Annotated in this window: 12 protein-coding genes; 5 read left to right on the top strand and 7 right to left on the bottom strand. The window is 63.3% G+C overall.

Features of this window, described 5'->3' with window-relative positions:
- Window positions 1–120 precede the first annotated feature (120 nt).
- On the bottom strand, window positions 121–1,275 hold the full coding sequence (locus tag AC1DWF_RS00615) for a PA0069 family radical SAM protein (RefSeq protein WP_476781891.1): 1,155 nt from the start codon (window positions 1,273–1,275) through the stop codon (window positions 121–123).
- A gap of 147 nt (window positions 1,276–1,422) precedes the next feature.
- Here AC1DWF_RS00615 and AC1DWF_RS00610 point away from each other — a divergent pair, with 147 nt between their 5' ends.
- A complete protein-coding gene (locus AC1DWF_RS00610) occupies window positions 1,423–1,926 on the top strand; it encodes a glycosyltransferase (protein ID WP_476781890.1) in 504 nt (167 codons plus the stop codon).
- A gap of 16 nt (window positions 1,927–1,942) precedes the next feature.
- On the opposite strand, the gene moaB is transcribed toward AC1DWF_RS00610, so the two are convergent.
- The 6 genes from moaB to AC1DWF_RS00580 all read right to left on the bottom strand — a co-directional run bounded on the left by moaB (window position 1,943) and on the right by AC1DWF_RS00580 (window position 5,607).
- On the bottom strand, window positions 1,943–2,494 hold the full coding sequence (gene moaB / locus AC1DWF_RS00605) for a molybdenum cofactor biosynthesis protein B (protein ID WP_476781889.1): 552 nt from the start codon (window positions 2,492–2,494) through the stop codon (window positions 1,943–1,945).
- Between the two features lie 12 nt (window positions 2,495–2,506).
- Window positions 2,507–3,397, bottom strand: a complete 891-nt coding sequence (locus AC1DWF_RS00600) for a 4-(cytidine 5'-diphospho)-2-C-methyl-D-erythritol kinase (protein ID WP_476781888.1) — start codon at window positions 3,395–3,397, stop codon at window positions 2,507–2,509.
- Window positions 3,384–3,569, bottom strand: a complete 186-nt coding sequence (locus AC1DWF_RS00595) for a hypothetical protein (RefSeq protein ID WP_476781887.1) — start codon at window positions 3,567–3,569, stop codon at window positions 3,384–3,386. The genes AC1DWF_RS00600 and AC1DWF_RS00595 overlap by 14 nt, the downstream gene beginning before the upstream one ends.
- An 80-nt stretch (window positions 3,570–3,649) precedes the next feature.
- Window positions 3,650–4,480, bottom strand: coding sequence for a S49 family peptidase (locus AC1DWF_RS00590; protein ID WP_476781901.1), 831 nt, complete (start codon window positions 4,478–4,480; stop codon window positions 3,650–3,652).
- 105 nt (window positions 4,481–4,585) lie between these two features.
- Entirely contained in the window at window positions 4,586–5,380 is a 795-nt protein-coding gene (locus AC1DWF_RS00585) for a tRNA1(Val) (adenine(37)-N6)-methyltransferase (protein WP_476781900.1), read from the bottom strand.
- A gap of 2 nt (window positions 5,381–5,382) precedes the next feature.
- Window positions 5,383–5,607 carry a putative signal transducing protein gene (locus AC1DWF_RS00580; protein ID WP_476781886.1) on the bottom strand — a complete coding sequence of 75 codons (225 nt, stop codon included), beginning with the start codon at window positions 5,605–5,607 and terminating at the stop codon, window positions 5,383–5,385.
- Window positions 5,608–5,756: 149 nt separating this feature from the next.
- On the opposite strand from AC1DWF_RS00580, the gene AC1DWF_RS00575 reads away from it, so the two are divergent.
- The 4 genes from AC1DWF_RS00575 to glyS all read left to right on the top strand — a co-directional run bounded on the left by AC1DWF_RS00575 (window position 5,757) and on the right by glyS (window position 12,355).
- Window positions 5,757–6,773, top strand: coding sequence for a polyprenyl synthetase family protein (locus AC1DWF_RS00575; RefSeq protein WP_476787529.1), 1,017 nt, complete (start codon window positions 5,757–5,759; stop codon window positions 6,771–6,773).
- Window positions 6,774–6,962: 189 nt separating this feature from the next.
- Window positions 6,963–8,972: a tetratricopeptide repeat protein gene (locus tag AC1DWF_RS00570; RefSeq protein WP_476841382.1), complete on the top strand. Its 2,010-nt coding sequence runs from the start codon at window positions 6,963–6,965 to the stop codon at window positions 8,970–8,972.
- 108 nt (window positions 8,973–9,080) lie between these two features.
- The gene (locus AC1DWF_RS00565; protein ID WP_476781883.1) at window positions 9,081–10,064 is read left to right on the top strand and encodes a glycine--tRNA ligase subunit alpha; all 984 of its coding nucleotides are present in this window, start codon (window positions 9,081–9,083) and stop codon (window positions 10,062–10,064) included.
- Window positions 10,064–12,355: a glycine--tRNA ligase subunit beta gene (gene glyS / locus AC1DWF_RS00560; protein WP_476781882.1), complete on the top strand. Its 2,292-nt coding sequence runs from the start codon at window positions 10,064–10,066 to the stop codon at window positions 12,353–12,355. The genes AC1DWF_RS00565 and glyS overlap by 1 nt, the downstream gene beginning before the upstream one ends.
- Window positions 12,356–12,371: the final 16 nt, after the last annotated feature.

Below are 12,371 nucleotides of genomic sequence, written 5' to 3'. Positions count from 1 at the left end.
TCCGCAAGTCTTTCCCGACCGATTGGGGCGGCGGTCAGGAAAGGTACACCGTCAGCTGGCCACGGGGAGGGGCCGGACGGGGTGGTGGAGGCGGACCGGCAATGCGGTCCGCCGTATCGGTCAAAGCAGCGTCAGCTGCAACTGGTCCTTGGGGGCGGCTTCAAACAGGTCGGTCCTGAGCGGCGTGCGCACGGCGTTGAGGCCCAGGCGCTGGGCGGCGATCTCGAAGCGGCGGCCTATCTGCCAGGCATAGGGACCTTTGCCCTTCATGCGCTTGCCCCACTCCGAATCGTAATCCTTGCCGTCGCGCATCGAGCGGATCAGCGACAGCACATGGCGATAGCTGTCGGGATAATGACGCAGCAGCCAGTCCTTGAAGATCGGGCTGACTTCGAGAGGCAGGCGCAGGATGACGTAGCCTGCGCCGGTCGCACCCGCGGCCTTTGCCGAATCGAGAATGCGTTCGATCTCCTGGTCGGTGAGGCCGGGGATGATGGGGGCGACCATCACCGAGACGGGAATCCCGGCATCGGACAGTTGCCTTATCGCCTCAAGCCGCTTGGTCGGGGTCGCGGCACGTGGCTCCATGGTACGGGCCAGCATGCGGTCGAGCGTGGTGACCGAAAGCGCGACCTTGGCCAGGCCCTTCTCGGCCATGCGGCTGAGGATATCGATGTCTCTGACAACCATTGCCGACTTGGTGACGATGCCGACCGGATGGTTGCGCGCCTCCAGCACTTCGAGCACTTCGCGCATGATGCGCCAGTGCTTTTCGATCGGCTGGTAAGGGTCGGTGTTGGTGCCGATGGCGATGGTTCGCGGCTGGTAGCCGTCCTTCGACAGCTCGCGGTCGAGCAGTTTTGCCGCATCGGGCTTGGCAAACAGCTTGGACTCGAAGTCGAGCCCAGCCGACAGGCCCATATAACTGTGCGTCGGCCTGGCGAAGCAGTAGACGCAGCCATGCTCGCAGCCGCGATAGGGATTGATCGAGCGGTCGAAGGAGATGTCGGGCGACTCGTTGCGGGTGATGATGGTGCGCGGCTTCTCGACCTGGACCTCGGTCTTGAAAGGCGGCAGCTCCTCAAGCGTGCTCCAGCCATCGTCGAAGACGTGGCGGCTCACCGGCTCGTAGCGCCCGGAAGGATTGACGCCAGCACCTCGGCCGCGCCTGCGCTCGTGATTGATGCGCAGGCCGCTTTCCTCGATCATGGCATTGGCCATTCCGGCTCCGCCGCCCTTGAAAGCGGCAATATCGGCCCGTGCAATGGGTTCCATTTCACTATCTCCCGAAGGGAAAAGCACCGCCCGTCGATTCGTTCGGCATGAAACTATTCCTATTGTGAAAAAGAGAACAAAGCAAGAACTTTGTGGTAGGAGCAGAGAAGCTGGCGCTTGGGCCGGCTTTCGGATATGCGGCTAGATATGCTGAGCGTTCTGATCGAGACCAAGGACGACGAGGAGGGGCTGGCGCGTACGCTGGCCTCGCTGGTCGGTGGTGCGGTCGAAGGTGTCGTGCGCGAGGTGATCGTCTGCGACCGCGGCTCGACCGACCAGACCCATTATGTCGCCGAGCATGCCGGCTGTGCTTATGTCGCCAGCGGCGGCATTCAGGCAGGCATAGCGCAGGCCAAGAGCGATTGGCTGCTTCTGATCGAGCCCGGCGCGCGCCTTGCCGAGGGCTGGACCGAGAGCGTCGTGCGCCATATGAGCCGGCTGGCGATGGCCGCGCGCTTTACGCGCTCAAGAGCGAGCAACCGGCCGTTCTGGGAGCGGGTGACCTCACGGCCGCGCGCGCTGGAGCAGGGGCTGGTCATCACCAAGAAGCAAGCGGCGGTTCTGGGCCGCAACGGAGCCGATGCCGAAGGCATCGCGCGCGGGCTGGCGATGAAAACGCTCGACGCAGAAATCGTCGTCGCGCAGCGCTAACTGGTTCAGTCGAATATCACGCCGGCTTGGCCCCACCGCGCCTGAGATGCTCGTCGAGGCGCGGCATGATCTCCACGAAATTGCACGGCATGTGGCGGTAGTCGAGCTGTGCCTTGAGGATGCCGTCCCAGGCGTCGCGGCACGCGCCTGGCGAACCCGGCAGCACGAAGACGAAAGTGGCGTTGAGCACGCCGCCGGTGGCGCGTGACTGGATCGTCGACGTCCCGATCTTGTCGTAGGAGATGCGGTGGAAGAGGGCGGAGAAACCGTCCATCCGCTTTTCGAAGATCGGCTCCAGTGCATCTGGCGTGACGTCGCGTCCCGTGAAGCCGGTGCCGCCGGTGGTGATGATCACGTCGATCTCGGGATCGAGCGACCAGGTGGTGACGCGGTCGCGGATCTGGTCCTTGTCGTCGGTGACGATGTCGCGTGCCTTCAGCACATGACCGGCCTCGGTGATGCGGTCGGCGAGCGTCTGGCCCGATCTGTCGTTTGCCTGCGTGCGCGTGTCGGACACGGTGAGCACCGCGATTCGGACAGGCACGAAGGGGCGGGGCTCGCTTGCCATTGTCTTGGGCTCCTAGGTCCGGGTCGTGGTCGCGGCGCTGAACCAGTTGGGGTGTACGCCTGAGATTGCCTCGGCAGCGCGCGAGGCAGCAGTGGCACCGTGGAAGATGCCGAAGCAGGTGGCGCCGGAACCCGACATGCGGGCGAAGGCAGCGCCAGACCGGCGAAGGGCGGAAAGTACCTCAGTGATCGAGGGTTCGATTGAGATCGCCGCCGGTTCCAGGTCGTTGCGGGTGGCGGCGAGCCAGTCGAGCACCGTGTCGGCGCTGTCGAGCGGCGCAAGTGCGGGGTTGTCGCGCGAGGCCAGCGCACGGAATACTTTCGGGGTCTCGACGGCGACACCCGGATTGACCAGCACCAGATGAAGCGCGGGGAAATGCGTGACAGGTTCGAGCTGTTCGCCGATGCCACGCGCAAACAGCGGGCGCCCTGTCAGGCACATCGGCAGGTCGGCGCCGAGCGGCAAGGCGAGATTCGCCAGCGCTGCCGCATCCGCAGGGATGCGCCAAAGCTGCTTGAGTGCTCGCAAGGTGGCGGCCGCATCGCTCGACCCGCCGCCGATACCGGAAGCGACCGGCAGGTTCTTTTCGAGCGAGATCGAAACCGGTTCGGTGGTGTGAGCGGGGAAGGCCGTGCGCAGCGCGTCGCGGGCGCGCAGGACGAGATTGCCGCCGTCGCGCGGCACATCGCCAGCGAATGGACCGTCGACGAAGAAGCGGTCCTCATTTGAGGCAGTCACGGTGATGCGGTCGCCGAGTTCGGCGAATACGACCAGAGAGTCGAGCAGATGGTAGCCGTCGGCGCGCTGGCCGGTGACATGCAGTGCAAGGTTGATCTTGGCCGCGGCGAGTTCGGCGAGCGCAACGCTGTTCAAGGTCACGGGCTGGTCGTCAGTCTTTCTCAAGCCGGTATTCGCCGGTCTCCGGATCTTTGACGAGAGTCCCGTTGGCGCCGGTCTGGCGCTGCTTTTCGCTRCGGCGCACCTTGGCGGTCACCCGGTTGGCTTCCTTGATGAAGGAGCGATAGCCGATATATGCCACCACGCCGACAAGCACGAAAAAGATGAGCTGAGGCATCGTCATTCTCCTCCCGTCGGGGGGCCGCGTTCCGGCCAGTCGGGGTTTCCCCTCAATGATAATCCGCTATCTCTGTTTTTTCAAAGGCCGAACCGGCTCCACAGCGCGCGCTCTTCCGCCGCATCCACAAGCCCTGAGGCGACCGCGCCTGCGACCTCGGGCGTGAAGCCCAAGGCTGACGAGCCCAGGCCCAGCCTGCGGCCGAACAGTCCGCGCGGTGCGGTGATCAGCTTGAGCTCGACCTTGGCGCCATAGCGGTCCCTGAGCACGGTGCGCATGTCGCCGAGCGAGTCGACCAGTCCGAGTTCCAGCCCCTTCTTGCCCGACCAGAACAGGCCGGTGAACAGGTCTGGATCGTCCTTGAGCTTGGCGCCACGGCGGTCCTTGACCATGTCGATGAAGGTCTGGTGGACCTCAAGCTGCAGCTGTTTTAGCCGCTCGACGTCTTCTTTCTTTTCCGGCTTGAACGGATCGAGCGTCGCCTTGTTTTCACCGGCGGTATAGACGCGGCGCTCGACGCCGATCTTCTTGATCAGCTCGGTGAAGCCGAAGGATGATGAGACAACGCCGATCGAACCGACTATGGAGGAGGGGTCGACGATGATCTCGTCGCCGGCAATCGCGATCATGTAGCCGCCTGAGGCAGCGACGTCCTCGACGAAAACCAGCACTTTCTTGTTTTTCTCAGCGGCGAGGTCGCGGATGCGCTTGTAGATCAGGCGCGCCTGCACCGGCGACCCGCCGGGCGAATTGATCGAGATGGCGACAGCCGGCGCGCTGGTGATCGAGAAGGCTTTTTCGATCAGGCCGGCGGTGGTTGCGAGCGAAAGAGTGGGGCGGAACTGGCCGCCACCCGACATGATGGCGCCTTGCAGCCTGATGACAGGAATGACGACTTCGCCGCCACGCATGGATTTCGGCAGCAGGCGGCGGAACGGGTTCTTCACTTAGTCTCTCCGGTCAGTGTCATGCGGGATGTATGTATTCTTGTGACATCCGCAATGCTCGAGCGTTGCTCAATCGCCGAAAAGCGACGAGCGGCCGCTGCTTATGTCTTGGGCACGTTGCGAGAAGCTGTCGTTTTGCTCATGCAGCACCAGTGGCGGGCATAGCGCCAACGGCGCCCGCGAGGCCCGCACCGCGCGTATGATGACGCGGATCGCTGCCGCGTCCTCGCGCGGATGCACCGGAACGATCTCGGCCTTGCCGAAGCGCCCGTCCATGGCCGTCAGGATCGGTACCAGCTGTTCTGGCCTTGCGATGACGGCGAAGCCGCCGCGTGGCTTGACCATGGCAGCGGCACTTCGGATCCAGTTTTCGAACAGACCGTCTTCCATGACATGTGCCTGTCGCTTCAGTGCATCAGGCGTCGGGCGATGGTGCTGAGGGTTGAAAGGCGGGTTCATGATGACGAAGTCGAGCGAGGCGTCGGCGAGCCCGGCCTCTGTCCGTGCCTTGCCCGATAGGCCGACGTCGGCGACGAGAACGGAGGTGCGCTGGGCGAGCTGTGCGTTGCCGGGATGGGCTAGCGTTGCCTTGGCGAACGCTGCCATTTCCGGAGTGAGTTCGACCAGAAGCACCTGTGCCGACTTGCAGCGTGAGGCAACCGCAAGGCCCGCGGCACCGGCGCCGGCACCGAAATCGGCGAGCCGGCCGGAAAAGGCGTCCGGCACCGCAGCGGCCAGCATGAGCGCGTCCATGCCGGCGCGATGTCCATCGTTCTTGGGTTGGACCAGCCAGAAGTCGCCGCGATGGAAGGCGTCCACCGAATGCGGCGGCAGCTCCAAATCTTCGGTTTGCGTCGGCTGAATGGTCACTTCCGGTGGATTTCGTGCTCGATACCAGCATCGGTGAGCAGCTGCCGCGCTTCGTCGGCGTCGTCCTCGTCGATCATGATGCGGCGCGGCAGGATGCCGATCGAACCGTCGAGCACGCTCATGTTCTGGTCGGCGACGAAGCAGCTGATACGCGCGTCGCGCAGCAGCGATTCCACAAAGGAGATGATGACGGCGTCGTTGGTGCGGATGAGTTCGATCATGTGGTGAAATTCGCAGTTTGGCGCGACGAAGTAAACGCTACCTGTTGCACCGCGCCAATTCGCCACTTGCGGGCACGGTGCATGCCGCCCTAGAATCGCCTAAGAGATACGCGCGCGACCACGCGTTTGTGTAATTGGGAGTGTTGGCCTTGGGTGTCGTTCTCAACATCGAGAAGGGAAAGCGGGACACCGCGTCGATCAAGGACCTGATCGACCTGACCTCGTCCGACATGACCAGGGTCAATGAGCTGATCCTGTCCAAGGCCGGATCCGATGTCGAGATGATCCCGGAGGTGGCCAACCACCTCATTTCGTCGGGTGGCAAGCGCCTGCGTCCAATGCTGACGCTCGCTGCGGCCCAGATGTTCGGCTATTCCGGTGAGCACCATGTCAGGCTCGCCACGTCGGTCGAGTTCATGCATACGGCAACGCTGCTGCATGACGACGTCGTTGATGAAAGCGATTTGCGCCGGGGCAAGAAGACCGCGCGCACCATCTGGGGCAACCAGGCAAGCGTGCTGGTCGGCGATTTCCTGCTTGGCCAGGCCTTCCGCATGATGGTCGAGGTCGGCTCGCTCGAAGCACTCGATATCTTGTCTTCCGCCGCATCGATCATCGCCGAGGGCGAGGTCATGCAGCTTGCGGCGGCCAAGAACCTCGAAACCACCGAAGACGAGCATTTTGCCGTCATCAAAGCCAAGACCGCTGCGTTGTTTTCGGCTGCCGCCGAAGTCGGGCCGGTGATCGCGGGTGCGTCAAAGAACGACAAGGCAGCCCTTCGCTCCTACGGCATGAACCTTGGCCTTGCTTTCCAGCTCATCGACGATGCGCTGGACTATGGTGGGTCGAGCAAGGACCTCGGCAAGAATGTCGGCGACGATTTCCGCGAGGGCAAGGTCACGCTTCCGGTCATCCTGAGCTATCGCCGGGGCACTGCCGCCGAGCGTGCTTTCTGGAAGAGCGCCATCGAGGACGGCGTTTCCGACGATGCCGCACTTGAAAAGGCTGTCGGCCTGATGGTGCGCCACAGTGCCATCGCCGATACGATCGGCCGCGCCAGCCACTTTGGCGAGATCGCGCGCGACGCACTTGCGCCGCTCGAATCCACGCCACAGAAGGCAGCCCTGCTCGACGTCATCGATTTCTGCATCAGCCGCGTCGTCTGAAGTCGGAAATGGCGCCACTCTGGCGCACATATTCTGGAAACCTTAAGCCGGTTGTCGGATTGTGAAGTGGTGGCGGATTGAAGCGCGACCCCAAAAAGGCCATGCTTGGCAACGAAAACCAAGTTGCGGCCACAGATCCCGCCTCGCGGGTGTCATGATGACCATACGACCTGACTAGGAAGGACATTCATGCGGCAGCGACGCGCAATCTGGCTTTTGGGCCTGGCAGCTCTTGCGGGCTTTACCGCCCTGACCCAGCCCGGATATGCCAAACAGGTCTCCGAGCCGGTCGAAATCAGTTCGTTTTCAGGGGCTTATCTGGCGGCACGCGTCGCTGAAGCCGATGACGATCTCGACAGTGCGATTGCCTATTACAAACGCGCCCTGGCCTTCGATCCCGCAGATACCGCGCTTCAGCAAAGTGTGATGCTGGCGCTGATCGCGCAGGGTCGGTTCGACGAGTCGCTGCCTTACGCCGAGATGTTGAAGACGGTTCCCGATGTGGAACGTTTCTCGCGGCTGGCGCTGGCAGTCGATACGTTCCGCAAAAAGGATTACGAAGCCGCAGAGAAATGGCTCAAGCTGGCCCTCGAATCCGATCTGGACCGGTTGATCACTGGCACCATGACTGCCTGGGCCAAGCAGGGCGAAGGCCGTGGCGGCGACGGGCTGCAGTTCCTCGACAAGCTCCAGGGGCCGGAATGGTATGATCTGTTCAAGACCTATCACCAGGCGCTGATTGCCGAGACGACCGGCAAGAACGACAAGGCCAACGAAATCTACCGCGCAACCATCGACAATGTTGGCGCCGGCAGTGCGGCACCCGAGACCTGGATGCGCGCGGCCGAGGCATATGCCGGCTTCCTGGCACGCACCGGCAAGAAGACCGAAGCTCTGGCGATCCTCGACCGTGCCGACGAGTTCGCGCCCGGCAAGCYGCCGATTTCAGCATTGCGTGAGAAGATCACCAAGGGCGAGAAGATCCCGCCTCTGGTGACCGGCCCGAATGACGGTGCCGCCGAAATCCTGCTCAATTTGTCGACCGCACTCAATCGCGGCGGCGGCGAGCCTTTCGTCCGGCTTTATCTGCAATATGCGCTGGCGCTGAAGTCCGAGAGCGACGAACTTCTGGTTCAGCTTGCAGCCATCGCCGAGCAGCAGCAGGACAGCGAGGCGGCGATAGCACTTTATCGTCGCGTGCCGGCGACGTCGCCGCTGAAGCGGCTGTCGGAGCTACAGCTTGGCCTCAACCTCGCCGACCTCAAGCGTCATGACGAGGCGATCACGCATCTCAAGGCCTTGGTCGATGCCAATCCCRACGACATGCGCGGATATCTGGCGCTTGGCGGGGTCTATGCCTCTACGGAAAACTACCGCGCGGCAGCCGACGTCTACGACAAGGCGGTTGGCGTGCTGAAGACGCCGACCAACGCCAACTGGAACATCTTTTATCAGCGCGGCATCGCTTATGAGCGGCTGAAGGAATGGCCCAAGGCCGAGCCGAATTTCCGCGAGGCGCTCAAGCTGTTCCCCAATCAGCCGCAGGTGCTGAACTATCTCGGCTATTCTTGGGTCGACATGAATACCAATCTCGAGGAGGGCCTCGGGATGATCAAGCAGGCCGCCGATCTGCGGCCGAGCGACGGCTACATCATCGATTCGCTCGGCTGGGCCTATTACCGCCTTGGCCGCTACGATGACGCTGTGCGCGAACTGGAGCGCGCCGTATCGCTCAAGCCCGACGATGCGGTGCTGAACGACCACCTTGGCGATGCCTACTGGCGTGCCGGGCGCAAGCTCGAGGCGACCTTCCAGTGGAGCCATGCACGCGACATGAAGCCGGAGCCGAACGTCCTGGCCGAGGTCGAAAAGAAGCTCGCCAACGGCCTGCCGCCACTGCCCGAGAAGCCCACGGCCCTGGAAGCCCCGGCCAAGCCGCCGGTGACCGAGATCAAGCCGGCGGCACCGGCACCGGACAGCCAGAAAAAGAGCGAGGCGGAGACGCCTGCGGCCGAGCCCGCGGTTCAGGCGATCCCGGCTTCCTACAAGGTGCTGCGCGGCCAGTCCTTGTGGTCGATCTCCAACGAGGTGCTTGGCGATGGCGACCGCTATCGCGAGATCCTCGACCTCAACCCGCAGCTGCGCGGCGACCCCGCCCGGCTCGCACCGGGCCAGGAACTTCAGCTGCCGGGCAAGTGAGCCGCATCGCGCGGCCACTGCTTGACCCTTGCCGAAGGCCGGACTAGGACGAACCGTCTTGCGGTCCCGCAGTCGTGCGGGGCGCGCGCCAATGATCGAGCTTCGCCCGTGACCAACCCAATGCCCGCCCACATGCACCCCAGCCGTTCGTTTCAGGGGTTGATCCTGACGCTGCACAATTTCTGGGCCGCGCAGGGCTGCATCATTCTCCAGCCCTATGACATGGAAGTGGGCGCGGGAACGCTTCATCCTGCAACCACGTTGCGCGCGCTTGGACCCAGGCGCTGGAATGCCGCTTACGTGCAGCCCTCGCGCCGCCCCAAGGACGGCCGTTACGGCGAGAACCCGAACCGGCTGCAGCATTATTACCAGTATCAGGTGATCCTGAAGCCGAACCCGGCTAACCTCCAGGAGCTCTATCTCGGCTCGCTGGCGGCGATCGGCATCGACCCGCTGGTGCATGACATCCGTTTTGTCGAGGACGACTGGGAAAACCCGACAACCGGTTCGGCGGGGCTCGGCTGGGAGTGCTGGTGCGACGGCATGGAAGTGTCGCAGTTCACCTATTTCCAGCAGGTCTGCGGCATCGAATGCGCACCTGTCGCCGGCGAGCTGACCTATGGTCTCGAGCGCCTGGCGATGTATGTGCAGGGCGTCGATAACGTCTACGACCTCAATTTCAACGGCCTCGAAGGCGACGACAAGGTCACCTATGGCGAAGTCTTCCTGCAGGCCGAACAGGAATATTCCCGGCACAATTTCGAGCACGCCGACACAGCCATGCTGTTCAGGCATTTCGCCGACGCCGAAGCCGAGTGCAAGGCGCTGCTCGATGCCGGCGCGCCTGCCGAAGGTGGCAATCGCCACAAGATGGTGTTCCCGGCCTATGACCAGTGCATCAAGGCGAGCCATCTGCTTAACCTGCTCGATGCGCGTGGCGTGATCTCGGTCACCGAGCGCCAGAGCTACATCCTGCGCGTGCGCAATCTCGCCAAGATGTGCGGCGAGGCGTTCCTGCTGACGGAAGCGGGCGGCAGCGCCGAAGGCGCGATGACGGACAAGAAAGATGGCATGCGGATGGAGAAACTCTGATGCCGGATTTGCTGCTCGAACTTCGTTCCGAAGAAATCCCCGCGCGCATGCAGCGCAAGGCCGCGGGCGATCTCAAGAAGATGCTGACCGATGGTCTTGTCGAAGCCGGCCTCACCTATGAGGCGGCGCGCGAATATTGGACGCCGCGCCGGCTGACACTCGATATCAGAGGGCTGACTGCGCGCTCCAAGGACATTCGCGAAGAGCGCAAGGGCCCGAGCACCAAGGCGCCTGAAGCCGCGATCCAGGGCTTTTTGCGCGGCGCCGGCCTCGCTTCGATTGCCGAGGCACATGTCCACAGCGATCCCAAGAAGGGCGATTTCTACGTCGCCCACATTTCCAAGCCCGGGCGCTCGGCCGAAGAGATCATCGCCGAGCTGATGCCGACGATCATCAAGAGTTTCCCGTGGCCGAAGTCGATGCGCTGGGGCCCGGCGTCAGCCAAGCCCGGCAGCCTGCGCTGGGTGCGCCCGCTGCAGTCGATCGTCTGCACCTTCGGTCCCGAGACCGAGGAGCCGGTCGTGGTCGACTTCGAAGTCGACGGCATCCGTTCCGACAACGTCACTTATGGCCATCGTTTCCACGCGCCCGGGGCCATCAAGGTTCGGCGTTTCGAGGATTACGCCGCCAAGCTCGAGGTGGCCAAGGTCGTCATCGATGCGGACCGCCGCAAGGAGATGATCGTCGCCGACGCGCGCAATCTCGCCTTCGCCAATGGGCTCGACCTTGTCGAGGACGAGGGGCTGCTGGAAGAGGTTGCGGGCCTGGTCGAATGGCCAGTCGTGTTGATGGGCACCTTCGAAGATGCCTTCTTGCAGATCCCGGCCGAGGTCATCCGCTTGACCATCCGCGCCAACCAGAAATGCTTTGTGACGCGCCCGCATGGCAGCGAGGACGCGCTGTCCAACCACTTCATCCTGACCTCGAACATCGAGGCCAAGGACGGTGGCAAGGAGATCGCCCACGGCAACGGCAAGGTGGTGCGCGCGCGACTCTCCGATGCACTCTATTTCTGGAACACCGACCAGCACGATCTGCCTGACCTTGATACGCTAAAACAGTCGGCCGGGGCCTTCGGGCTCGACCTCAAGAAGCCGCTTGACCAGCGCATGGCCCGTCTTGATCATCTCGGCGTGACCTTCCATGCCAAGCTCGGGACCCAAGGCGCGCGCGTCCAGCGCATTCGTGGCCTGGCGCGCGAGATCGCAAAGCTTGTCGGCGCCGAGCCGAAGCTGGCTGACCGCGCGGCTGTGCTCGCCAAGGCGGACCTCCAGACCGAAGTCGTTGGCGAGTTCCCCGAATTGCAAGGCGCGATGGGTCGCAAATATGCGTTGCTGCAGGGCGAAAGCCCCTCGGTCGCTGCGGCAATCGAAGAACACTACAAGCCGCAAGGCCCGTCCGACCGCGTGCCTGCCGACCCGGTTTCGGTGTCGGTGGCGCTCGCCGACAAGCTCGACACGCTGGTCGGCTTCTGGACAATCGACGAGAAGCCGACGGGTTCGAAGGACCCTTACGCGTTGCGTCGTGCAGCACTCGGCATCGTCAGGATCATCCTGTCGGCGCGCGGTCGCCTGCCGCTGCAGCAGCTGTTTGACGCCGCGCTGCGACAGCTTGAAGAGGCTTCCGTCCAGCGCCGGCTCGCCGCGTTCGAAGCGTCGCAGGCCGCCATCGACAGCGGCGATGTCGACGGCGAACAGGATGTCGACAATGCGCTTGCCGCCTTCGAGGCAGAGCTGCGCAAGGAGACGATTGATCGTGTGGCGCCGCTCAAGGCTGACCTGATCGCGTTCTTCCATGATCGCCTGAAGGTCTATCTGCGCGAGCTTGGCGCCCGCCACGATCTGATCGACGCGGTGATCACGCCTGATGCCGACGACCTCTTGACCATCACCCGCCGTGTCGAAGCGCTTGGCAAGTTCCTCGACACCGAAGACGGCAAGAACCTGCTCGCCGGCACCAAGCGTGCCGCGAATATCCTGGCCGCCGAGGAGAAGAAGGGGACAAAGGTTGCCGACGCCGTCGACGCGGCTCTTTTCCGCGAAGAGGCGGAGAGCGCGCTGTTTGCGCCGGTGGATCAGGCCGTCAGCGAAGCCGGTCAAGCAATTCGCAATGAAGACTTTTCCGCCGCCATGCGCGCGCTGAGCGTGTTGCGTGAACCGGTTGATTCATTCTTCGAGAAAGTTCTCGTCAATGATGAGGATGTAGCCGTCCGCGCCAATCGCTTGGCGCTGCTCGCCCGCATCCGTACCGCGACCGATCAGGTCGCCGACTTCTCCAAGATCGCGGGTTGAGTGGACAGAGCGAAAC

The organism is Aminobacter sp. P4_D5 (genome assembly GCF_056401815.1).
This window is presented reverse-complemented; position numbering and strand designations above follow the sequence as displayed.

Bases quoted from the DNA above. Each gene is read 5' to 3' on its own strand.
- AC1DWF_RS00615 (WP_476781891.1), bottom strand. From the start codon at position 1,275: ATGGAACCCATTGCACGGGCCGATATTGCCGCTTTCAAGGGCGGCGGA.
- AC1DWF_RS00610 (WP_476781890.1), top strand. From the start codon at position 1,423: ATGCTGAGCGTTCTGATCGAGACCAAGGACGACGAGGAGGGGCTGGCG.
- moaB (WP_476781889.1), bottom strand. From the start codon at position 2,494: ATGGCAAGCGAGCCCCGCCCCTTCGTGCCTGTCCGAATCGCGGTGCTC.
- AC1DWF_RS00590 (WP_476781901.1), bottom strand. From the start codon at position 4,480: ATGCGTGGCGGCGAAGTCGTCATTCCTGTCATCAGGCTGCAAGGCGCC.
- AC1DWF_RS00580 (WP_476781886.1), bottom strand. From the start codon at position 5,607: ATGATCGAACTCATCCGCACCAACGACGCCGTCATCATCTCCTTTGTG.
- glyS (WP_476781882.1), top strand. From the start codon at position 10,064: ATGCCGGATTTGCTGCTCGAACTTCGTTCCGAAGAAATCCCCGCGCGC.